The organism is Dryocola sp. LX212 (genome assembly GCA_041504365.1).
Lineage (GTDB): Bacteria > Pseudomonadota > Gammaproteobacteria > Enterobacterales > Enterobacteriaceae > Dryocola.
This window is the reverse complement of the sequence record CP167917.1, coordinates 1,959,458-1,982,942: the sequence shown is the minus strand read 5'-3', so window position 1 is coordinate 1,982,942 and position 23,485 is coordinate 1,959,458. Positions and strand designations below refer to the sequence as shown.

Sequence of the window (23,485 nt, the reverse complement as noted above, 5' to 3'; positions counted from 1 at the left end):
GTTAGATCTGGAAAGGATAGACCGATCCCAAATCCAGAATTCGCGTCAGCTCGTCCAGCGCTTCCCGCCCCTCGCGCAGCAGCTGCGGGTCGGCCAAATCAGCCTGGGTCAGACGGTCGCGATACCAGCGGTCCACCCAGCCGTTCAGCGTGACGAACAGCTTATCGTTCATCATCACCGCCGGGTTGACCGCCCGCTGCTCTTCCGCGGTAAGCACGACGCGCAGGCGCAGGCAGGCAGGGCCGCCGCCGTTCGCCATGCTTTCACGCAGGTCGAAAACCTTCAGCTCGCCGATGGGGTTATCGGCGGCCAGCAGCTCGTTCAGGTAGCCCCACACGCCCTCATGCTGGCGCGCCTCTTCAGGTAGCACCAGCAGCATGCTGCCATCGTCGCGGCTCAGCAGCTGGCTGTTAAACAGATAAGTTGACACGGCATCCGCCACCGATACCCGGCTGGCCGGGACCTCCAGCGCCGTAAAGCCGGGGATTTTCTGGCGCAGCGTGCCGTACAGCTCCTGCTGGTGCAGGAACGCCTGCTCGTGGCAGAACAGCACCTGGCGGTTCGATACCGCAATCACGTCATTATGAAATACGCCCTGGTCGATAACCGCCGGGTTTTGCTGGGCATAAACCACCAGTTCAGGCTCCACCTGGTTCAGGCGGGCTACGGCCTGGCTTGCCTCCAGCGTTTGCCTGGCCGGATAGCGCGCCGGTATTAGCCCGGCCTTCGCCTCTTCCCGCCCGTAAACAAACAGCTGGACGGACGGATCGCCGTATCCCCCACCGAGGCGGTTATGGTTCGCCGCCCCCTCGTCGCCGAACATGCCTACCTGCGGCAGCGCGCCGTGGACGGCAAAGTGGTGTTCATCGCGGAAAATGGCGTGCAGCAGGCTTTCAGTGGTTGGCGCTTCGCTCGCCCGGTGAAATTTGTTGTTCAGATTCGCGACCGTCAGATGCACTTTACCGTCCAGGCTGTCGGCGGACGGCGAGACGGTGGCGGCGTTTGCCACCCACATCGACGAGGCTGAGCTGGCGGCAGAAAGCAGCTGCGGAGCCTGTTTCGCCACCTTCTCAACAATCTGCACATCCGTGCCGGTAAAACCGAGCTGGCGCAGCACGGGAACGTTCGGTCGTTCCTGCGGGGGAATAACACCCTGCGGGAATCCGGCATCCGCCAGCGCTTTCATCTTCAGCAGCCCCTGCTTCGCCGCCAGCTTTGGGCTGGAAACACGGAACTGGTGTTTCGTCGAGGCCTCGTTCCCGAACGACAGCCCGGCGTAGTGGTGGGTCAGCCCCACCAGGCCGTCAAAGTTGGCTTCGCGGGCCTTCATGGCTGCTCCTTACGGCTGAAATCCAGCCCGGGACTTAATGTTTCAGGCAGTGGGAACGCCGGGCTCTCCAGCGTCGCCATCGGCCACGCGCAGTAATCAGCAGCATACCAGGCGCTGGCGCGATGGTTGCCCGAGGCCCCCACGCCGCCAAACGGGGCGGTACTGGCCGCACCGGTCAGCGGTTTGTTCCAGTTAACAATTCCCGCACGCGCCTCCAGCAGCAGCTGGTCAAACTGTTCGCGGCTCGGTGAAATAAGCCCGCTTGCCAGCCCGAAGCGGGTATTGTTCGCCATGCGGATAGCGTCGTCGAAGCTGTCATAGCGATAAACTGCCAGCAGCGGCCCGAAGACCTCCTCGTCCGGCACGTCCCGCAGGTCGGATAATTCAACAATGCCCGGCGTCAGCAGTGAGCCCCCCGCCTTCACCAGCTTCGGCTCCAGCAGCGGTTTGCCGCCGCGCGCCAGATGTTCCTGCCAGGCGCTCAGCACGCGCTCAGCCGCCTGGGCCGAAATCAAACCGCCGATAAACGGCTGCGGCGTCGCATCCCAGGCGCCTGGCCGTATACGCGCGGCCACTTCCACCAGCCGCTCGATAAATCTGTCGCCCTGCTCGCCCTTCTTCACCAGCAGGCGGCGAGCGCAGGTGCAGCGCTGCCCGGCAGTAATAAACGCTGACTGGATTGCCACATGGACCGCGCCGTCGAGATCTTCCGGGTTTTCAACGATCAGTGGGTTATTTCCCCCCATCTCAAGGGCGAGGATTTTTTCGGGCTGGTCCGCATACTGACGATGAAGCTGGTAGCCGGTATTGGCGCTCCCGGTAAACAGTAGCCCGTCGAGGTCGCCCTGCTGCGCAAGCGCCTGTCCGGTTTCACGTCCGCCCTGCACCATGTTCAGCACGCCTTCCGGCAGGCCAGCCTGTTGCCACAGTTTCATGACCTGCTCGCCAGTACGCGGCGTCAGTTCGCTGGGCTTAAAGATTAAAGTATTGCCCGCCAGCAGCCCCGGCACGATATGCCCGTTAGGCAAATGCCCCGGCAGGTTATACGGCCCGAATACCGCCAGCACGCCGTGTGGACGATGGCGCAACGTAGCCGCACCGTCCGCCATCGGCGTATGGGTTTCGCCGGTCCGCGTGTGGTACGCCTTAATCGAGATGGCAATTTTATTGATCATCGCCGTCGCTTCCGTTGCCGCTTCCCAGCGCGGCTTCCCTGTTTCCTGCGCGATGGTCGTGGTCAGCTCGTTTTTGTTTTCTTCCAACAGGCGGGCGAATTGCTCAACTATTGCCTGACGTTCGGCAAAGGATTTTTTAGCCCACGCAGGGAATGCCGCACGCGCCGCTTCGCAGGCTTGTACAACCTGTTCGGCGCTGGCGGAGACGCCTTCCCAGAGCAGCTCGCCGTTAACCGGATTATGCTTTTGCATCGCCTCGCCGAGGCCAGCCGTCCATTGTCCATTGATCCACTGGGTCATACTTTTTTCTCCTCAGGGCACAGGCGAACCAGGCGAACCTTGTCGCCGGTAGAGCAGTTCAGGGCTTCCGCCGTGGTGGCGTCGATGATCAGTCGGTCACCTTTCGGATTGGCTTTAATCAGCATCGCGCGGAAGTTGTGATAGTTTTCGTTGGCCACCAGGCAGACAGGCAGATCGTCCGTGGCGGGCTGGCCGATGACCACCTCCGTCATGCGGCTCTTGCGGATGGCCCGCACGCGGTCAATGTCGCACTCCAGCGTCGGGCCGCCGTCGAAGATGTCGACATAATTACGGTAGCGGAAGCCTTCGGCCTCCAGCACGGCGCGGGCGGGAGCGGTCTGCGGATGCACCTCGCCAATCACCGCCTGCGCTTCAGGTGAGAGGAAATCCGTATAGATAGGGTGCTTTGGCATCAGTTCGGCAATAAATGCTTTTTGCCCGGTGCCGCACAGATAGTCCGCGCGGCTGAACTCCATCGAGAAAAAGCGGTTGCCCAGGCTTTCCCAGAAAGGCGAATGACCGTGTTCGTCAATGACGCCGCGCATCTCCGCCACGACCTTGTCGTTGAAGCGTTCGCGGAAGGCCGCCATAAACAGAAAGCGGGATTTTGACAGCAGGTAACCGTTGCCCTCTTTACGCCAGTCGGCATCGAGGAAAAGCGTGCACAGCTCGCTGCTGCCGGTGTGGTCGTTGCTCAGGAACAGCGTCGGCAGCGCGTTATAGATATTCAGCTCTTTTGAGGCGTGTACCAGCGTGCCGAAGCGGTAGTTATACCAGGGGTCGTTCAACCCCACCGCAACTTCGATGGCGCAGATGCCTACCACTTTGCGGCTCGCCGTCTCCTCGAGGACAAAAACGTAGCCCTGGTCGCCCTTCGGCAGGCCGCCCTGCCAGGTATTAATGGAGCGTTCGATGCGCTCTGACAGCGTTTTTTCATCGACGGGCAGCGAGGTCAACCCACCCCCCGTTTTCCCCGCCAGCGCCATCAGCCCGGACAGATCGCCGCGCTCAACAGGACGGATGACCATCATGATGTCTCTCCCGCAGTGAAACGTTCGCAGGCGCGCTCAAAGCGGTCGAGTCCTTTGCGCACGTCCGCCTCGCTGATAATCAGCGACGGGGCGAAGCGCACCACGTTGGCACCCGCGATCAGGATCATCAGCCCTTCCTGAACGGCGGCCTGCAGAATAAGTTTAGCCTTGCCCGCGTGTTCCTGTTGCAGCACGCAGCCAATTAACAGCCCCAGCCCGCGGACTTCGCTGAACAGCTGATGTTTCTGATTGATCTTGTTAAGGCGCTCGACAAACCACTCGTGGCGCTGCTTCACGCCGTTCAGCACCTCCGGCGTATTAATCAGCTCCATGACGCGCCCGGCGACCGCGCCCGCCAGCGGGTTGCCGCCATAGGTCGTCCCGTGTGTGCCGACTACCATCACCTGCGAGAACTTATCGGTGGTCAGCATCGCGCCAATCGGGAAGCCGCCGCCCAGCGCTTTTGCGGTTGATAGCACGTCCGGCGTAATGCCGTAGTGCATATAGGCATACAGGGAGCCGGTGCGCCCGACGCCGGTCTGCACCTCATCGAAAATCAGCACCGCGTTATGGCGGTCGCAAAGTTCGCGCAGGCCCTGAAGGAACGTTGGATCCGCTGGCACCACGCCGCCCTCGCCCTGCATTGGCTCAACGATCACCGCGCAGGTGTTTTCATCGATAAGCTCGCTGGCGGACTGCAGGTCGTTATAGACGGCATGGCTGATATCCGCCGGCAACGGCGCAAAGTCTTTTGAATAGGCAGGCTGCCCGCCTGCGGAGACGGTAAACAGCGTGCGCCCATGGAAGGCGTTTTTGAAGGCGACGATGCCGCTTTTTTGCGGACCATAATTATCGTGAGCGTATTTACGGGCCAGCTTCAGGGCCGCTTCGTTGGCCTCCGCCCCGGAGTTACAGAAGAATACTTTGTCGGCAAATGTCGCGTCGATAAGCTGCTTTGCCAGACGCAAAATCGGCTCGTTGGTATAGCCGTTGCCGGTATGCCAGAACTTTTCGGCCTGGCCAACGAGCGCCGCGCGCAGGTCCGTGTTGGCGTGCCCCAGCGCGTTAACCGCAATCCCGCCCGCAAAATCGATGTAATCCTTACCCTGCTGATCCCACAGGGTGGATCCTTCACCGCGCACCGGAATAAAAGCCGCAGGGGCGTAAACGGGCATCATCCAATCGTCGAAGTTCTGGCGTGTAATTGATTGCGGCATAGTGACCTCTTCCGGTAAATAATAAGTAACTTAAATGTTAAATAACTGAGTGTTTGCACTGTGAATGTAGATTGCACGCTTCGTGCCAGCCAGCGATAAAAGTGCATAGCGAAGAGGTCAGAAAGGAAAATCAAGGAGTTACAAAATTAACCTATGCAATAAAAGTGAATATTAAGTGCATAGTTTTACCTGCGGGGCGGGTTGACCGGAGGAAAACAAGAAATATTATGCAACCGTAAAATATAATGCTGGAATTGTGATCGCTCGCGGGATTTGACCGCCATTTATGCACCAGTTCGGGGCGAATCGGGTCATTCTGGTGCAGATTTTGCCCGGTGGATGACGCTGCGCTTATCCCCTATCGCTTGTAGGTCGGATAAGCGTTAGCGCCATCCGACAATATGCTGGTACGCGGCGCAGCATTCACAGCGATTTTCTGCTACCATCCTGCAACCTTAACCTGCTATCCAGGCTGCGACTTATGAAATTTGTCTCTTTTAATATCAACGGCCTGCGTGCCCGTCCCCATCAGCTACAGGCTATCGTCGAACAGCACCAGCCGGACGTCATCGGCCTGCAGGAAACCAAAGTTCACGACGATATGTTTCCGCTTGAGGACGTGGCGAAGCTGGGCTACAACGTCTTTTATCACGGCCAGAAAGGCCATTACGGCGTGGCGCTGTTGACCAAAGAGACGCCCGTTGCCGTGCGCCGTGGCTTCCCAGGCGATGATGAAGATTCTCAGCGCCGCATTATCATGGCCGAAATTCCTTCCCCGCTCGGCAACCTGACGGTGATCAACGGCTACTTCCCGCAGGGCGAAAGCCGCGACCATCCAACCAAATTCCCGGCTAAGGCGAAGTTCTACCAGGATCTGCAGGACTACCTCAACAACGAGCTGAATAAAGACAACCCGGTGCTGATTATGGGCGACGTCAATATCAGCCCGACGGATCTGGATATCGGCATCGGCGAAGATAGCCGCAAGCGCTGGCTGCGCACCGGCAAATGCTCCTTCCTGCCGGAAGAGCGCGAGTGGATGGATCGCCTGATTAGCTGGGGTCTGGTGGATACCTTCCGCCACGCCAATCCGGAAACTCAGGATAAATTCTCGTGGTTCGACTACCGTTCGAAGGGCTTTGACGACAACCGCGGCCTGCGTATCGACCTGCTGCTGGCAAGCCAGCCGCTGGCGGAGCGCTGCGTGGCGACGGGTATCGACTACGCTATCCGCAGCATGGAGAAGCCGTCGGACCACGCCCCGGTCTGGGCGCAGTTCAAGCTGTAATTTGCCACAATAAGGAGCCGTTCGAGAATGCGTAAGCTGCTGTTCGTTGCGCTGCTGGTTATCGTTACGCTGCTCCTTCTACTTCTGCCGCCTGGCACCATTAGCCTGGCGACGCTTCAGCACTACCAGTCTAAGCTCTTACTCTGGCACGCCCTGCATCCATGGCTTGCCGCGCTGGCGTTTTTTGCCAGCTACGTTCTGGTCGCCACCCTCTCCATCCCCGGCGCGACGCTGTTGACGCTGCTGGGCGGCGCGCTATTCGGGCTGGTGCAGGGCACTCTGCTCGTGGCGCTGGGAGCCACCTGCGGCGCGACGCTTGCCATGCTGCTCAGCCGTTACCTGCTGCGCGACTGGGTGCAAAAGCGCTTCTCGAAAATGATGGCAAAGGTGAATAAAGGCATGGCGCAGGACGGCACGCGCTATTTGTTCGCACTGCGCCTGGCCCCCGTTTTCCCCTTCTTCCTGGTTAACCTGCTGATGGGGCTGACGCCGGTTTCCGCTGGCCGCTACTTTGCCGTCAGCTTCGTGGGCATGCTGCCCGCCATCGTTGTTTATCTGAACGCCGGTAAGGAATTGAGCCAGCTGCGCTCGGCTGCGGATATACTCTCTCCGGGTATGATCCTGACCTTCGCGCTGATCGGCTTTCTGCCGCTGGTCTCCCGTTGGGTTATCCGGAATACCGTTTCCCGTAGGGTGGATAAGCGATAGCGCCATCCACCAATTTAACGTTGAGGATCTCTTCGTGCGTTTACGCTCCCTGTTTTTGTTGCTCATTGCCCTGAGCTTTTCCGCCCTCGCCCAGCCTACCGCCTGGAACGATCTGCGCCAGCAGGCCAGCGGTCAGACGGTCTGGTTCAACGCCTGGGGCGGCGACCCGGCGGTAAACAGCTATCTGGACTGGACAAGCGCACAGGTGAAGGAACGTTACGGCATAACCCTTAAGGTTGTGCATCTGGCGGACGCCGCTGAAGCAGTGAAACGCATCCAGAGCGAGGACGCGGCGGGGAGAAAAACTAACGGTTCCGTCGACCTGCTGTGGGTGAACGGCGAAAACTTCCGCACCCTGAAAACCGCCGGATTGCTTAGCGAAGGCTGGGCGGAAACCCTGCCGGACTGGCAATATGTTGACGTTCAGAAGCCCGTGCGGGAAGACTTCTCCCAGCCGGTTGACGGCGCGGAGGCCCCCTGGGGAAGCGCCCAATTGATGCTGATCGGCGACGGCCAGCGCACGCCTGAACTCCCACGCAGCGCCGAAGCTTTGCTGACGTTTGCCAGAGCTAACCCGGGTAAGGTGAGCTACCCTCGCCCGCCGGACTTTACCGGTACGGCCTTGATCGAACAGCTGCTGATTGTGCTGACCGATGACCCGCATGCGTTACGCCAGGCGCCGGATCCGTCATCCTTTGAGAAAGTCACGGCCCCGCTGTGGCGCTATCTTGACAAGCTTCACCCTTATCTCTGGCGCAAGGGCAAAAGCTTCCCGGCAACGCCCGCCCGCATGGACCGCATGCTGGCGGACAGCGAGCTGCTGCTTTCCATCACCTTTAACCCCGCGCACGTGGACAACCTGATTGCCCGCAAGCAGCTGCCCGCCTCGGCACGCGCCTTTGGGTTTGAGAAGGGCATGCTCGGTAACGTTCACTTTGTGGCTATCCCCGCCAATGCAAAATCTAAAGCGGCAGCCATGGTGGTGGCCAACTTCCTGATGTCGCCGGAAGCGCAGATCCGCAAGGCAGACCCCGCCGTCTGGGGCGACCCGACTATTCTGGACAGCAAGCTGCTTCCCGCGCCGCTCGGTACGCGGCTGGCGGCGCACGTTCCGGCCAGCCTTGAGCCGGTGCCGTTCCTGGCAGAGCCTCACGCCGCATGGGTTGCCGCCCTCGAAAAAGCCTGGCTTGCCCGCTACGGTGCCCGATGAACCAAAAGATTACCCTCGCCGGGGTTCTGGCAGCGCTTGCGGTGGGCGTCGTTTTTTTACCGCTGCTGCCGGGCATGGCGCTCATAGCCTCACCGTTGCGCGAAGGTGAAATCTGGCTAAAGGTTTTGCAGGACGGTCAGTTTCCTCTCGCACTTCAGTCGACCGTGGTCTCAGCGTTAATCAGCGTTTGCGGCGCGCTGGCCCTAACGGTACTGATTATCTGCGGGCTGTGGCCCGGGCCGCGCTGGCAGAGCTACGTCCGCCGCCTGCCGCTGCTGCTGGCCTTTCCCCACGTGGCCTTTGCCAGCGGCCTGCTGTTTATGTTCAGCGCCAACGGCTGGCTCTCTCGCCTGCTTCACGTTGCCTTCCCCGTCGACGGCGCCAGCCTCGGGCTGGGCTTGATGCTGGCCTTCAAGGAAGCCTGGTTTTTATTGTGGTTTGCCAGCACGCAGCTAAGCCGGAGCGAGCTGGAGCAGCAGCTTATCGTGTCGCGCTCGATGGGCTACGGCCCGCTCCATAGCCGCCTGCTGGTTATCATCCCCCAGCTTCTGCCGCGCCTGGGCTGGGCGCTGGTAGCGGTGATGACGTACAGCCTGTCAGTAGTGGATGTGGCGATAATCCTCGGGCCGGATAATCCTCCGACGCTGGCGGTGCTGGCCTGGCAGTGGATGAACGACGGCGACCCTCAGCGGCAGGCAATGGGCATGGCGCTCTCTGCGCTGCTGGTCGTTTTACTGGCCGGATCCGGCACCGGCGGCTGGCTGCTGTGGCAAGGTTTACGCCGTCGGCTGGGGATGTTCTCAGGGCGGCGCAGGCAGACTGACGCCCGGCTGTTTTCGTCCGCGCTTGCATCAGGATTAACCGTTATCGTCATGGCCGCAGGCGCTATTCTGCTCTGTTGGTCGCTGGCGGAAAGCTGGTTTTATCCGTCGCTGCTACCGGAGGCCTTCAGCTTTTCCGGCTGGGAGCTTGCCCGTTACGACAGGCTGTTAACGACGCTTTGGCTGGCGCTGGCGAGCGGGCCTATCGCCGCGCTATCCGTTCTGCTGTGGCTGGAGGGCATCCCGCGCCGCTTCGACGTTCTGCTGCTGCTGCCGCTGTTCCTTCCTGCCCTGCCGTTGGCCGCCGGGCAGTATCAGGTGCTGCTGCGCCTGGCCCAGGAAGGCACCTGGCCTGCGGTAGTCTGGAGCCATCTGCTGTGGGTCATCCCTTATGCTTTACTGGTTCTGCGGCCCGCGTGGCAGCAGCTCGATCCCCGCCACGCCATTGCGGCGCGGACGCTGGGCCGGTCGGGCTGGCAGGTTCTGTGGACGATCAAAACGCCGCTGCTGCTGCGTCCGCTGCTCGGGGCGCTGGCGGTTGGCTTTTCCGTGAGCGTTGCGCAATATCTCCCCACGCTTTACGCCGGGGCCGGACGCTTCGCCACCGTGACCACCGAGGCCGTGGCGCTCAGCAGCGGGGGCGATCCTCAGCAGATGGCGATCCAGGCGCTGCTGCAGGTTATGCTGCCCGCCGGGATGTTTATCTTTACGCTGCAGGCTGCCCGCCTGGCCGGTCACTATCGACAAGGATTACGCTAATGCTGAGCGTTCGTAACTGTTCCCTTTCCCACGGCCCGCGCCCGCTGCTGCGCAACATCAGCTTTGATGCGCCAGCCGGTGAAATCATCACCCTGATGGGGCCATCGGGCGCCGGAAAATCCAGCTTTCTGAACTGGGCGGTCGGCGCGCTTCCAGCCGCGTTTACCGCAGAGGGTGAACTGTGGCTGAACGGGGAGCGCCGCGACACGCTGCCCATTGAACGGCGCCGCATCGGCATTTTGTTTCAGGACGCGCTTCTGTTCCCGCATCTTAACGTTTTGCAAAATTTGCTGATGGCGATCCCGGCGGAGCTTAAGGGAGCCGCTCTTCGACGGGAACTGGCTGAACAGGCGCTTGCGGGCGCAGGGCTTAAAGGTTTTGCCAGCCGCGACCCTGCTACGCTTTCCGGCGGCGAACGCGCGCGTATTAGCGTGCTGCGCGCCCTGCTCGCTAAGCCCGAAGCGCTTCTGCTCGATGAGCCGTTCTCCCGTCTCGATTTACCTCTTCGCGCTCAGTTTCGCGAATTCGTATGGGAGGCCTGCAGGCAGCAGTCGCTGCCCGTTGTGCTGGTGACTCACGATCCGCAGGATATTCCTCCGGGCGGCAAAATCGTCACTCTATGAGGTAACGCAAAGAACTCTGCGCCTCTCACGCGCACAATTGCGCCTCTTTGATTATCCTTCAGGTTATTAGATGAAACGTGTTTCTCAGCTAACCACCGCCCTGCTGCTTGCCGGGCTGTCATTCTCCACCCTTGCCGCGGCCCAGCCCATGAATTTTGCCCAGCTTCAGGCGCAAAAAGGAACGTTAATTGATACCCGTCCGAGCGCGTTTTATAACGGCTGGCCGCAAACCCTGAACGGTGCTGGCGGCCACGAGCCCGCCGCGCTGAATCTGTCCGCCTCCTGGCTGGACCTGATGAGCGACGAGCAGATAAGCCAGTGGGCGAAACAGCACCAGCTTACCGACTCCGGCCCGATCGCGCTTTACGGCGATAAAGAGGAAACGCAGGCGGTTAAATCTCGCCTGGAAAAACTCGGTTTCAGCCATATCGCCCTGCTGTCGGACGGCCTGCAAAACGCCGCCCGGCTGCAAAAAACGCCCCATTTCGAACAGTTAGTGTATCCGCAGTGGATCCACGACCTTCAGCAGAAGAAGCCTGTCACCGCCGCCCCTGCCGGGGAGTGGAAGGTCATTGAAGCTGGCTGGGGCGCGCCGAAAAAATACCTGCTGAGCCATATTCCTGACGCAGGCTATATCGACACCAACGAGGTGGAAAGCGAGCCGCTGTGGAACAAGGTTTCCGACGAGCAGCTTAAGGCGATGCTGGCAAAACACGGTATTCGCCACGACACCACCGTGGTGCTCTACGGTCGCGACGTTTATGCCGCCGCACGCGTGGCGCAGATCATCCTCTACGCCGGAGTGAAAGACGTCCGCATTCTGGACGGCGGCTGGCAAACCTGGAGCGATTCAGGCCTGCCCGTTGAGCGAGGATTACCTGCCAAAGTTCAGCCTGCCCCTGACTTCGGCGCGCCCATTCCGGGGCAGCCGCAGCTGATGCTGAACACGGAGCAGGCCCGCGGGCTTCTGCACCGCAAAGATGCGTCGCTGGTGAGCATTCGTTCCTGGCCTGAGTTTATCGGCACCACCAGCGGCTACAGCTACATTAAGCCAAAAGGCGAGATCGCCGGCGCCCGCTGGGGCCACGCCGGTTCAGACTCCACACACATGGAAGATTTCCATAACCCGGACGGCACCATGCGCGCCGCCGATGACATTGCCGCAATGTGGAAAAGCTGGAATATCACCCCGGATCAGCAGGTCGCGTTTTACTGCGGCACCGGCTGGCGCGCATCGGAAACGTTTATGTATGCCCGAGCGATGGGCTGGAAAAACGTGGGCGTTTACGACGGCGGCTGGTACGAATGGAGCGCGGATCCTAAAAACCCGGTAGAAAGCGGGGATCGCAAGCCGGAGTAAGCTGGCGTCATGGTGATGAGCCCTTATCGAAAGCAAAAAAATACCCGGCCTTAGCCGGGTATTAGATTGCTGACAAAGAAGGAAAAAGCGTGGTTTTTCCTTCTTTGTGGTAAGCAGGCGAAAATCAATGAATTGATTTTCCTTGTTATTTATTCGGTGTGATCTTTGCGGAATTCATTCGCTTTAGGTTTGTCGTCAGTCTGATACCCGGCCTTAGCCGGGTATTTGCTTTTCGGGACGAAGATCAGCGGCGGGCGCGAACGACCTGATACTTGCGGGTCAGGTACTCGACCGGTGCGCTCCAGACGTGCACCAGACGGGTGAACGGGAACAGCAGGAACAGGGTCATGCCCAGCACCAGGTGCACGCGGAAGATAAACGCCACGCCGTCCAGATGCTCAGATGCGCCGCCGTGGAAGGTCACCACGGATTGCGCCCAGCCCACCAGCTTCATCATTTCGCTGCCGTCCATATGCTGCGCCGAGAACGGAATGGTCAGCAGACCCAGCGCGCACTGAACCACCAGCAGCGTGAGGATCAGGATATCTGCTGCGGTAGACGTAGCGCGAACGCGTGGGTTGAACAGACGACGTTTAAGCAGCAGGAAACCGCCAACCAGCGTCATCACACCGCAGGCACCACCGGCGAGCATCGCCATTTTCTGCTTCACTTCAATCGGCAGGAAAGACTCATACATCCAGTGCGGCGTCAGCATGCCCAGGAAGTGCCCGGCAAAAATACCCAGAATACCGATGTGGAACAGGTTCGACGCCAGGTTCATGCCTTTTCTGTCCAGCATCTGGCTCGATCCCGCTTTCCAGGAGTACTGGCCATAGTCGTAACGCAGCCAGCTCCCGACCAGGAATACCGTACCGCAAAGGTATGGATAGATGTCAAAGAAGAATACATTCAGAAAATGCATTATCACTGTCCCCCAATATTCAGATACTGCGGAGCCACAGCCCCGGCAAAACGACGCTGGTGGCTGCTGATTTCAGATTCGCCGCAGCCCTGGTCGGCAATAAATTTCACCTGCTCTTCTTCCCACACCGCATCCAGAGCCTGAGGCGTATCGTCACGGGCTTCATCGGCGATCTGCTGGCTGACGCTTTCCACCGCCACGTTGCTTTGGGAAAGGCCAATCATCACCTCGAACAGCACCGCATACTTGCTTTCGCGCTGCTTAAGGCGTGCGCCCAGCAGGGCCAGAATCGGCGCGATGTCCTGCAGGCCGCCGCGAGCTTCCTCAGCAGAGCGCTGGGAGAGGTATTCCAGATAGAGCGGCAGGTGGTCCGGCAGCTCGCGGCTGTCGATTTCCATGCCGGCCTGTTCATACTGGCCCATCAGGTTCACCATCGCCTGACCGCGGTCCCGGGACTCACCGTGAACGTGTTCAAACAGCAGCAGCGAGGTTGCGCGGCCGCGGTCGAACAGTTCGCTGTAGCTCGCCTGGGCGTCCAGCAAATCGCCGCCGCAAAGCGTGGCGATAAACTCGTTCAGCTGCGCGGCCTGTTGCAGATCCAGAGCAACGCCATCGGCTAACGCATCGCGAAGCTCCTGCTGATGCTGCCACAGGGCAGCATCCGGGTATTCGAGCAGGCGTGAAATTACCAGAAGTTCAATCATGCTTGCGGCTCCGTTTTGCTGGAAACATCAATGGCGTCGATGCGTCGGCTGTTGAACAGGTTGAACTTAGAGTCCGACCCGTGGCAGCCGTCGCCGAAGCTGAAGCCGCACCCTTTGCTTTCCGGGAAGGCTTCTGCTGCCAGCTCGCGGTGGCTGGAAGGCACGACGAAACGGTCTTCGTAGTTGGCAATCGCCAGGTAGCGATACATTTCCTGCGCCTGGGCTTCGGTCAGGCCGACCTCTTCCAGCGCGCGGGTATCGGTAACCCCGTCAACGGTTTCGGCACGCTTATAATGGCGCATCGCCATCATACGTTTCAGGGCGCGTAGCACCGGCGCGGTATCCCCTGCGGTCAGCAGGTTCGCCAGATATTCAACCGGGATACGCAGGCTTTCCACGTCAGGCAGAATGCCGGTATGCGGCAGCTCACCCGCGTCCGCCGCAGACTGAATCGGCGACAGCGGCGGCACGTACCAGACCATCGGCAGAGTGCGGTATTCCGGGTGCAGCGGCAGCGCCAGCTTCCAGTCCATCGCCATTTTATAGACCGGCGACTGCTGGGCGGCGGTGATGACGCTGTGCGGAATACCGTCTTTCAGAGCCTGCTCGATAATTTTCGGGTCGTTAGGGTCAAGGAAGATCCCCAGCTGACGCTCGTACAGGTCTTGCTCGCTCTCGGTGCTTGCTGCCTGCTCGATGGCATCCGCATCGTAAAGCAGCACGCCGAGGTAGCGGATACGGCCTACGCAGGTTTCGGAGCAGACGGTCGGCTGACCGGCTTCGATACGCGGGTAGCAGAAGATGCACTTCTCTGACTTGCCGCTCTTCCAGTTAAAGTAGATTTTCTTGTACGGGCAGCCGGTGATGCACATGCGCCAGCCGCGGCACCTGTCCTGGTCGATCAGCACGATGCCGTCTTCTTCACGCTTGTAGATGGCGCCGCTCGGGCAGGTCGCCACGCACGCTGGGTTCAGGCAGTGCTCGCACAGACGCGGCAGATAGGCCATGAATGTATTTTCGAACTGGCCGTACATCGCCTTCTGCATGTTTTCGAAGTTCTGATCTTTGGCGCGCTTTTCAAATTCGCCGCCGAGGATCTCTTCCCAGTTCGGGCCCGCTTCGATTTTGTTCATACGCTGGCCGGTGATCAGCGAGCGCGGACGGGCGATCGGCTGATGCTTGCCTTCCGGCGCGTTGTGCAGGTGCTGGTAGTCGTAGTCAAACGGCTCGTAGTAATCGTCGATGCCCGGCAGGTGCGGGTTGGCGAAGATTTTACCCAGCAGCAGAGCACGGTTACCCATGCGCGGCTGCAGCTTACCGTTGATTTTACGGATCCAGCCGCCTTTCCACTTCTCCTGGTTTTCCCAGTCGTTCGGGTAGCCAATGCCCGGCTTGGTTTCCACGTTGTTAAACCACGCGTACTCCATGCCTTCACGGCTGGTCCAGACGTTTTTACAGGTCACAGAACAGGTGTGACAGCCGATGCATTTATCAAGATTCAGCACCATGCCGACTTGTGAACGAATTTTCATTTTACGCTCTCCTGTTTCTGGTCGTTGCCTTCACCGTCTAACCAGTTAATGTCTTTCATCTTGCGGACCACCACGAACTCATCACGGTTGGAGCCCACGGTGCCGTAGTAGTTGAAGCCGTACGCCAGCTGCGCGTAGCCACCAATCATATGGGTTGGTTTCGGGCTGATGCGGGTCACCGAGTTATGGATACCGCCGCGCTGGCCGGTAATTTCAGAACCCGGCAGGTTCACAATACGTTCCTGGGCGTGGTACATCATCGTCATGCCTTCCGGCACGCGCTGGCTGACGACCGCACGCGCCGTCAGCGCGCCGTTTGTGTTGAACACTTCGATCCAGTCGTTGTCTTCAATACCCAGATCTTTGGCATCGATTTCGCTCATCCAGACGATCGGGCCGCCGCGTGACAGGGTCAGCATCAGCAGGTTGTCGCTGTAGGTAGAGTGAATGCCCCATTTCTGGTGCGGCGTCAGGAAGTTCAGCGCCTTCTCAGGGTTACCGTTGGATTTTTTACCCATCACGCCTTTTACCGAGCGGGTATCAATCGGCGGACGGTAAACCAGCAGGCTTTCGCCAAAATCACGCATCCACTGGTGATCCTGATACAGCTGCTGGCGACCGGACAGGGTGCGCCATGGGATCAGCTCGTGGACGTTGGTGTAACCTGCGTTATAGGAAACGTGCTCATCTTCAAGGCCGGACCAGGTCGGGCTGGAGATGATTTTGCGCGGCTGCGCCTGGATATCGCGGAAGCGGATTTTCTCCTCTTCTTTGTTGGTCGCCAGGTGCGTGTGGTCGCGGCCGGTGAACTCGCTGAGCGCGGCCCAGGCTTTCACCGCGACGTGGCCGTTGGTTTCCGGTGCCAGGGTCAGGATCATCTCTGCGGCGTCGATGGCCGTATTGATCATCGGCTGGCCTTTCGCCGGGCCGTCTGCCTTGGTGTAGTTGAGCTTGCGCAGCAGATCCATTTCGGTCTGCGTGTTCCAGGCAATGCCCTTCCCGCCGTTGCCGATGGTTTCCATCAGCGGGCCGATGGAGGTAAAGCGCTCGTAGGTCGCCGGGTAGTCACGTTCAACCGTCACCAGGTGCGGAGCCGTCTTGCCCGGGATCAGGTCGCATTCGCCTTTTTTCCAGTCCATTACGCCGAACGGCTGAGCCAGCTCTGCGGCGGAGTCGTGCTGGATTGGCAGCGTCACCACATCGGTTTCTTTCCCTAAATGGCCGACGCACACTTCAGAGAATTTCTTCGCGATATCCTTGTAGATATCCCAGTCGCTCTTCGAGTCCCATGCCGGGTCAACGGCGGCGGAAAGCGGGTGAATAAACGGATGCATATCCGAAGTATTCATGTCGTCTTTCTCATACCAGGTCGCCGTTGGCAGCACGATATCGGAGTACAGGCAGGTGCTCGACAGGCGGAAGTCCAGCGTCACCACCAGATCCAGCTTGCCGTCGAGGCCGTTATCTACCCACTCAACTTCTTCCGGCATCACGCCGCCTTCTTTGCCCAGATCCTTGCCCTGAATACCGTTTTCGGTACCGAGCAGGTACTTAAGCATGTACTCGTGGCCCTTACCGGAGGAACCCAGCAGGTTAGAACGCCAGACAAACAGGTTGCGCGGATGGTTGTTGCCCGCATCCGGCTGCTCCGCCGCAAAGCGAATGTCGCCGCTTTTCAGCTGCTGAGCGGTGAAGTCAGCCGCGCTCATGCCCGCGGCCTTCGCCTGCGCCGCGATGTTCAGCGGGTTGGTGTTCAGCTGCGGTGAGGATGGCAGCCAGCCCATGCGTTCAGCGCGGACGTTAAAGTCAATCAGGTGGCCGCTATAGCGGGATTTATCCGCCAGCGGGGAGAGCAGTTCTTCCGCAGTCAGCGACTCGTAGCGCCACTGGCTGGAGTGGTTATAGAAGAACGAGGTGCTGTTCATGTGGCGCGGCGGGCGCTGCCAGTCAAGTGCAAACGCCAGCGGCGTCCAGCCGGTTTGCGGACGCAGCTTTTCCTGGCCCACGTAGTGCGCCCAGCCGCCGCCGCTCTGGCCGACGCAGCCGCAGAAGATCAGCATGTTGATCAGGCCGCGGTAGTTCATGTCCATGTGGAACCAGTGGTTCATCCCGGCACCGACGATGATCATCGAGCGACCGTGCGTTTTATCGGCGTTGTCCGCAAACTCACGGGCGATGCGCACGATGTTCTGACGGGAAACGCCGGTGATCTGCTCGGCCCACGCTGGGGTATAAGCTTTGACTTCGTCGTAGCTGGAAGCGCAGTTTTCATCGTTCAGACCGCGATCCAGGCCGTAGTTCGCCAGGGTCAGATCGTAAACGGTGGTTACCAGCGCGCTGCTGCCGTCTGCCAGCTGGATACGCTTAACCGGCAGCTTGTGCATCAGCACGCTGTCGAGCTTGACGTTGCTGAAGTGCTCGGAGCTTTCGCCGCCGAAGTAAGGGAAGCCCACTTCGGCCACTTCGTCGTGGCTGCCCAGCAGGCTCAGGCGCAGCTCGGCCTCTTCGCCGCTGGTGCCGTCGCGCTGCTCAAGGTTCCACTTGCCCTTCTCGCCCCAGCGATAGCCGATGGAGCCATTCGGTGCCAGCAGCTCGCCGTTCTGGTTATCCAGAGCAACGGTTTTCCACTGCGGATTGTTTTCCTGGCCCAGGTCGTCAACCAGGTCGGATGCACGTAGCATGCGGCCCGCGGCATAGAACCCGTCGCGCTTTTCGAGCATCACCAGCATCGGCATGTCGGTGTAGCGACGCACGTAGTCGGTGAAGTACTGGCTTGGGTTATCCAGGTGGAACTCACGCAGCATGACGTGGCCCATCGCCAGCGCCATGGCGGCATCGGTACCCTGCTTAGGTGCCAGCCACTGATCGCAAAGCTTAGCGATTTCCGCGTAGTCCGGCGTTACGGCTACTGTTTTAGTCCCTTTGTAACGCACTTCGGTAAAGAAGTGGGCGTCCGGGGTACGGGTCTGCGGCACGTTGGATCCCCAGGCCATGATATAGCTGGAGTTGTACCAGTCGGCGGACTCAGGCACGTCGGTCTGTTCGCCCCAGGTCATCGGTGACGCAGGCGGCAGGTCGCAGTACCAGTCGTAGAAGCTCAGGCAGGTCCCGCCAATCAGGGAGATATAGCGAGCGCCAGCGGCGTAGGAAACCATCGACATCGCCGGGATTGGCGAGAAGCCCGCGATACGGTCAGGACCGTAAGTTTTCGCGGTAAAGACGTTAGACGCCGCAATCAGTTCGTTCACTTCCTGCCAGCTTGAGCGGACAAAACCACCGCGACCACGGGCCTGCTTATAGCTTTTTGCTTTTTCCGGATCGTTGATGATGGATGCCCACGCGTCGACCGGGTCGGCGTGTACGGTTTTGGCTTCGCGCCACAGTTTGATCAGGCGCTTACGCATCAGAGGGTATTTCAGGCGGTTCGCGCTGTAGAGATACCAGGAATAGCTGGCGCCGCGAGGGCAGCCGCGTGGCTCATGGTTTGGCATGTCCGGGCGGGTTCGCGGGTAGTCGGTCTGCTGGGTCTCCCAGGTAACGAGGCCGCTTTTGACGTAAATCTTCCAGCTGCATGAGCCTGTGCAGTTTACACCGTGGGTGGAGCGCACAACTTTGTCGTGCTGCCAGCGCTGGCGGTAGCCTTCTTCCCAGTCACGGTTGGTATCGAGCAGCTGGCCATGTCCGTCGGCAAAGGTGTCGCCCTTCTGTTTGAAGTAACGAAACCGGTCAAGAAACTTACTCATCGGGATTCTCCTGATGTGGAGCCTGGAGGCTCTTCTGTGAAATCAACATTGCAGATTTGCCTGGCACGGTAGCGCGCGGTAATGACGTGAGAATTGATAACGATCAACACCGATGGCGCTGGCTGACGACAAAAAAAAATCAAATACCACCAAAGTGGCATAATAAAAAACTTCACATGATATTGTTTCATATAATGTATTTTCTAAAATTCGGTTCTGACAGGTAGGATAACGTAGCCTGGAGGTATTAAGGGGTAGGTACTACCAGATCCGCACTTCGGAGGAGCCAGTATCAGGCCAAATCAAAAAAAATATGTTGTAACTAATAACCAGAGAATATAAAAAACGCGGCCGAAGCCGCGCAAAAAATAACCAAAATGGCCATTCGGTTAAAATTTTTATTTGGCTGATTTACGCCCATAAACTGCCCAGGTGATCGCCACACAGACAATGTAAAACACCAGGAAGATTTTCATTGCCCCTGCCGGAGAACCGGTCAGTGCAAGCGAAGTTCCGAAAGCTTTAGGAATGAAGAATCCGCCTACGGCACCAATCGCTGAGATAAAGCCAAGTGCCGCCGCCGTGTCGGTTGCCGCTTCGCGCAGAGCATGTTCTTCCGTACCGCCCGCCGCTTTGACACGATCCATAGTCAGCTTACGGAAGATAACGGAGATCATCTGGAAGGTCGAACCACTCCCCAGCCCGGCAGTCAGGAACAGCATCAGGAACACGCCGAAGAAGGCGATAAAGTTGCCGCCCACGCCGTTATGCGGAAGCGTGGTGAACAGCAGCGCGCTGAATACGGCCATGAAAATGAAGTTAATCAGCGACACTTTTATCCCGCCAAAACGGTCAGAAATCGCGCCGCCCGCAGAGCGAGCCAGCGCGCCAAATAGCGGGCCGAAGAACGCAAAGTGCAGGATGTTAATGTCAGGGAACTGGGTTTTTGCCAACATCGCGAAACCAGCGGAGAAGCCGATGAACGAGCCGAACGTTGCCAGGTACAGCACGCCCATGATCCACAGATGCGTACGTTTCAGTACCGGCAGCTGCTCACGCAGCGAGGCTTTAGAGGCGGACAGGTCGTTCATGCCAAACCAGGCAGCGAGGGTGAAGATAGCCAGGAACGGCACCCAAATCCACGCGGCATTTTCGAGGAACAGCACGGTGCCGTCGGCCTGCTCAACGCCGGTACCGCCAAAAAAGGCAAACATGGACAGAGAGATAACCAGCGGCGCTACCAGCTGCATCACGCTCACGCCCAGGTTGCCCAGGCCGCCGTTGATACCCAGCGCCCCGCCCTGTTTGGCTTTCGGGAAGAAGAAGCTGATGTTGGCCATGCTCGAGGCGAAGTTGGCACCCGCGAAGCCGCAAAGCAGCGCGATGATGATAAAGACGCTGAACGGCGTGGTGGTATCCTGCACCGCAAAACCAAGCCAGACGCAGGGCACGATCAGAATGCCGGTACTAAAGGCCGTCCAGCGGCGTCCGCCGAAGATAGGCACCATAAAAGAGTACGGCACGCGCAGCAGCGCACCCGACACCGAAGGCAGCGCGGTGAGCATAAACAGCTGGTCGGTCGTGAAGCTGAAACCAACCTTGTTCAGGTTAACTGCTACCGCACTGAACAGCATCCAGACGCAGAAGGCGAGCAGCAGGCTCGGTACGGAGATCCACAGGTTTCGGCTCGCAATGCGATGCCCTTTTGTTTGCCAGAACTCTGCTTCTTCCGGACGCCAGTCCGTAATCAGCCCCGCGGATTTCTGCCCATTGGTCGACGACGCAGACATAAACACCTCAAATGTGTAAGAGTAATTGCCGCCACATTAGGGAGTATTGGTGAATCTAAATTGATGCATATCAAGGGATAATCGGACAGAATAGCGCTTATATTTTGACCATGACTCTTTGTGAGTAAGCCACAACTTCAAAAAAACTGTGGATTTTCACTGTTCTGGAAGGGTTTCAACAGGGTTGCAACCACCGCCATGTCATTCATGGCAATTAAGGGGTAATCATTAGGGGGTATGGGTATACTCCGGGGGATGACTGAAAATGTGCCCACTCAAGCATGGAGGATACCCGATAAATGTTGAAACGCCTGCTTTCCCCTCTCACTCTGGTTAACCAGTTAGCGCTGATTGTGCTGCTGCTGGCAACGCTCGGCGTGGCGGGAATGAGCCTTGCCAGCTGGCTCGCGCAGGGAATTCAGGGCAACGCCCACGCGATTAACAAAGCCGGGTCGCTGCGGATGCAGAGCTACCGCCTGCTGACGGCCATTCCGCTTACCGAAAAAGACGCCCCGCTGCTGGACGAAATGGCGCAAACTGCCTGGAGCAGTGACCTGCAGGAGGCCGCCCGCCGGGACGGGCAGCAGGTACAGCTGACCCAGCTGCAGAACTACTGGCGCGGCACGCTGGAACCCGCCATTAACCGTGCTAAATACGCCAGTCAGGTCACTCCCCACGTAGCGCAGTTTGTCGGCCGTATCGATCAGCTTGTCAGCTCGTTCGATAAAACCACCGAGCAGCGACTGAAGCGCATCGTTCAGTTACAAAGAGGCATGGCGGGGCTGATGGGGCTGCTGCTGATCTTCACCGTCGTCTGGCTGCGTAAACGCCTGCTGCGTCCGTGGCGGCAGCTGCTGGCGATGGCCTCGGCTATTGGGCAGCGTGACTTTACCCACCGGGTTAACGTGTCGGGCCGTAACGAAATGGCATCGTTGGGGAGTGCGCTTAACAGCATGTCCGCCGAACTGGCGGCAAGTTACGCCGTGCTGGAGCAGCGCGTACGGGAAAAAACAGCCGGGCTGGAGCAGAAAAATCGCATCCTCTCCTTTTTATATCAGGCAAACCGCCGCCTGCACTCCCAGGCTCCGCTCTGCCAGCGGCTCTCACCGGTACTAAGCGAGCTGCAGCACCTGACGCCGCTGCGCAACATCGAGCTTCGCGTGTACGAATACGAAGACGAAGAGAACTACGACGAATACACCTACCAGCCGGATAACAGCTGTGAGGCACAGGGCTGCCATCTTTGCCCGCGAGCCCCAGCGGCGGAGCCTGCCGAAACAAGCGCCGTGAAGTGGCGGCTCACGGATAACCATATTCAGTACGGCCTGGTGCTCGCCCAGCTTCCGCATGGCAGCAGCCTGACCGCCGATCAGCAGCAGCTGATAGAAACGCTCATCGAACAGCTTACCGCTACGCTTGCGGTTGAAAGGCAGCATGAGCACCAGCAGCAGCTGGTGGTGATGGAAGAGCGCGCGACGATTGCCCGCGAGCTGCACGACTCCATCGCACAGTCGCTCTCCTGCCTGAAAATGCAGGTGAGCTGCCTGCAGATGCAGGGTTCGGCGCTGCCGGAGGAGATGCGTGAACTGCTCGCTCAGATGCGCAACGAGCTAAACACCTCATGGCGCCAGCTGCGAGAACTGCTAACCACATTCCGCCTGCAGCTGGTTGAACCGGGCCTGCGCCCCGCCCTCGAAACGAGCTGCCAGGAGTTCAGCGTGAGGCTCGGCTTTGCCGTTGAGCTGGACTACCAGCTGCCGCCTCGCCTGGTGCCGTCGTATCAGGCCATTCACCTGGTGCAGATCGCCCGTGAAGCGCTGAACAACAGCTTTAAGCACGCCCAGGCCACCGCCTGCGGCGTGATCGTCGAACATCTCGACAAGCAGGTCAAACTAACCGTATGGGACAACGGCTGCGGAATACCCGATAACGGCGAGCGCAGAAACCATTACGGACTTATTATTATGCGAGACCGTGCGCAGAGCCTGAAGGGCGACTGCCAGATACGGACTCGCGCTGGTGGCGGCACCGAAGTGGTCGTCAGTTTTATGCCCGAATCACATTTGTCTTCTGCCACAGGAGTAAGCGATGAGTAACCCGGAAGCAGCAACTATTTTGCTGATTGATGATCACCCGATGCTAAGGACCGGCGTCAAACAGCTAATCAGCATGGCGCCCGAGCTGGCCGTCGTCGGCGAAGCGGGGAACGGGGCTCAGGGCGTTGAACTCGCGGAAGCGCTCGATCCCGACCTGATCCTGCTGGATCTGAATATGCCCGGCATGAACGGTCTGGAAACCCTGGACTGCCTGCGTGAAAAACCGCTGTCGGGACGTATTGTCGTGTTCAGCGTCTCTAACCACGAAGAAGACGTTGTTACCGCGCTGAAGCGCGGTGCGGACGGCTATCTGCTGAAAGATATGGAGCCAGAAGAGTTGCTTAAAGCTCTGCAGCAGGCGGCGGCAGGTGAGATGGTGTTAAGCGAAGCGTTAACCCCGGTGCTGGCGGCAAGCCTGCGCGCTAACCGCGCAACGTCCGACCGCGATGTGAATCAACTGACCCCACGCGAGCGCGATATCCTGAAGCTCATCGCCCAGGGGCTGCCAAACAAGATGATTGCCCGCCGCCTCGATATCACCGAGAGCACCGTCAAGGTTCACGTAAAGCACCTGCTGAAAAAGATGAAGCTGAAATCCCGCGTCGAAGCGGCGGTCTGGGTGCATCAGGAGCGTATTTTTTAGGGCACTATCCCCCTATTCCGGCAACTGTCTTTTATACAGATCTTGTAAACAGTTACTGGCGAGATTGAGAAGGTTCCGTTCACTCTGCGTCAGGTGGCATATGTTGCTGCCAAACTGGTGAACGTCCATAGGGTGTTCGCCGTTCGCAACGGTAGCAGAGATAGCCAGACGGACGGGTGAACGGAATACCAGAGGTTAACAGATCCCACCCTGACGTATGACCGGGATGAATT

At 59.1% G+C, this 23,485-nt stretch carries 17 protein-coding genes; 8 read left to right on the top strand and 9 right to left on the bottom strand.

Annotated elements, in window-relative coordinates; translation table 11 throughout:
• Position 1: 1 nt before the first annotated feature.
• The 4 genes from astB to ACA108_09525 are packed head-to-tail and all read right to left on the bottom strand — an operon-like array spanning position 2 to position 5,053.
• Positions 2–1,330, bottom strand: a complete 1,329-nt coding sequence (gene astB, locus ACA108_09540; protein ID XEX97710.1) for an N-succinylarginine dihydrolase — start codon at positions 1,328–1,330, stop codon at positions 2–4.
• On the bottom strand, positions 1,327–2,805 hold the full coding sequence (gene astD, locus ACA108_09535; protein XEX97709.1) for a succinylglutamate-semialdehyde dehydrogenase: 1,479 nt from the start codon (positions 2,803–2,805) through the stop codon (positions 1,327–1,329). Before astD ends, astB begins: the two co-directional genes overlap by 4 nt.
• Positions 2,802–3,836, bottom strand: a complete 1,035-nt coding sequence (gene astA / locus ACA108_09530; GenBank protein XEX97708.1) for an arginine N-succinyltransferase — start codon at positions 3,834–3,836, stop codon at positions 2,802–2,804. Before astA ends, astD begins: the two co-directional genes overlap by 4 nt.
• Complete coding sequence (locus ACA108_09525; GenBank protein ID XEX97707.1) at positions 3,833–5,053, bottom strand: aspartate aminotransferase family protein; 1,221 nt, start codon at positions 5,051–5,053, stop codon at positions 3,833–3,835. Before ACA108_09525 ends, astA begins: the two co-directional genes overlap by 4 nt.
• Before the next feature lie 481 nt (positions 5,054–5,534).
• On the opposite strand from ACA108_09525, the gene xthA reads away from it, so the two are divergent.
• The 6 genes from xthA (at position 5,535) to ACA108_09495 (ending at position 11,822) form a co-directional block, all read left to right on the top strand.
• Positions 5,535–6,341 carry an exodeoxyribonuclease III gene (gene xthA / locus ACA108_09520; GenBank protein ID XEX97706.1) on the top strand — a complete coding sequence of 269 codons (807 nt, stop codon included), beginning with the start codon at positions 5,535–5,537 and terminating at the stop codon, positions 6,339–6,341.
• 27 nt (positions 6,342–6,368) lie between these two features.
• On the top strand, positions 6,369–7,049 hold the full coding sequence (locus ACA108_09515) for a TVP38/TMEM64 family protein (GenBank protein ID XEX97705.1): 681 nt from the start codon (positions 6,369–6,371) through the stop codon (positions 7,047–7,049).
• A 34-nt stretch (positions 7,050–7,083) separates the two neighbouring features.
• Complete coding sequence (locus ACA108_09510; protein XEX97704.1) at positions 7,084–8,259, top strand: ABC transporter substrate-binding protein; 1,176 nt, start codon at positions 7,084–7,086, stop codon at positions 8,257–8,259.
• Positions 8,256–9,839, top strand: coding sequence for an ABC transporter permease subunit (locus ACA108_09505; protein ID XEX97703.1), 1,584 nt, complete (start codon positions 8,256–8,258; stop codon positions 9,837–9,839). Before ACA108_09510 ends, ACA108_09505 begins: the two co-directional genes overlap by 4 nt.
• The gene (locus ACA108_09500) at positions 9,839–10,462 is read left to right on the top strand and encodes an ATP-binding cassette domain-containing protein (protein XEX97702.1); all 624 of its coding nucleotides are present in this window, start codon (positions 9,839–9,841) and stop codon (positions 10,460–10,462) included. The genes ACA108_09505 and ACA108_09500 overlap by 1 nt, the downstream gene beginning before the upstream one ends.
• 70 nt (positions 10,463–10,532) lie before the next feature.
• Positions 10,533–11,822, top strand: coding sequence for a sulfurtransferase (locus ACA108_09495; GenBank protein ID XEX97701.1), 1,290 nt, complete (start codon positions 10,533–10,535; stop codon positions 11,820–11,822).
• A gap of 244 nt (positions 11,823–12,066) precedes the next feature.
• Here the strand turns inward: ACA108_09495 and narI are convergent, their stop codons facing one another.
• From narI to ACA108_09470, 5 genes are all read right to left on the bottom strand, one after another.
• Positions 12,067–12,744 carry a respiratory nitrate reductase subunit gamma gene (gene narI, locus ACA108_09490; protein XEX97700.1) on the bottom strand — a complete coding sequence of 226 codons (678 nt, stop codon included), beginning with the start codon at positions 12,742–12,744 and terminating at the stop codon, positions 12,067–12,069.
• 2 nt (positions 12,745–12,746) lie between these two features.
• The gene (narJ, locus tag ACA108_09485) at positions 12,747–13,448 is read right to left on the bottom strand and encodes a nitrate reductase molybdenum cofactor assembly chaperone (protein ID XEX97699.1); all 702 of its coding nucleotides are present in this window, start codon (positions 13,446–13,448) and stop codon (positions 12,747–12,749) included.
• Positions 13,445–14,980 (bottom strand): nitrate reductase subunit beta, encoded by a 1,536-nt coding sequence (narH, locus tag ACA108_09480; protein ID XEX97698.1) that lies wholly within the window; start codon positions 14,978–14,980, stop codon positions 13,445–13,447. Before narH ends, narJ begins: the two co-directional genes overlap by 4 nt.
• Complete coding sequence (locus ACA108_09475; protein XEX97697.1) at positions 14,977–18,723, bottom strand: nitrate reductase subunit alpha; 3,747 nt, start codon at positions 18,721–18,723, stop codon at positions 14,977–14,979. Before ACA108_09475 ends, narH begins: the two co-directional genes overlap by 4 nt.
• Positions 18,724–19,121: 398 nt before the next feature.
• Positions 19,122–20,513, bottom strand: coding sequence for a NarK family nitrate/nitrite MFS transporter (locus tag ACA108_09470; protein XEX97696.1), 1,392 nt, complete (start codon positions 20,511–20,513; stop codon positions 19,122–19,124).
• Between the two features lie 299 nt (positions 20,514–20,812).
• Here ACA108_09470 and narX point away from each other — a divergent pair, with 299 nt between their 5' ends.
• Both narX and narL read left to right on the top strand, forming a co-directional pair.
• A complete protein-coding gene (gene narX / locus ACA108_09465; protein XEX97695.1) occupies positions 20,813–22,609 on the top strand; it encodes a nitrate/nitrite two-component system sensor histidine kinase NarX in 1,797 nt (598 codons plus the stop codon).
• A complete protein-coding gene (gene narL, locus ACA108_09460) occupies positions 22,602–23,252 on the top strand; it encodes a two-component system response regulator NarL (protein XEX97694.1) in 651 nt (216 codons plus the stop codon). Before narX ends, narL begins: the two co-directional genes overlap by 8 nt.
• Positions 23,253–23,485: the final 233 nt, after the last annotated feature.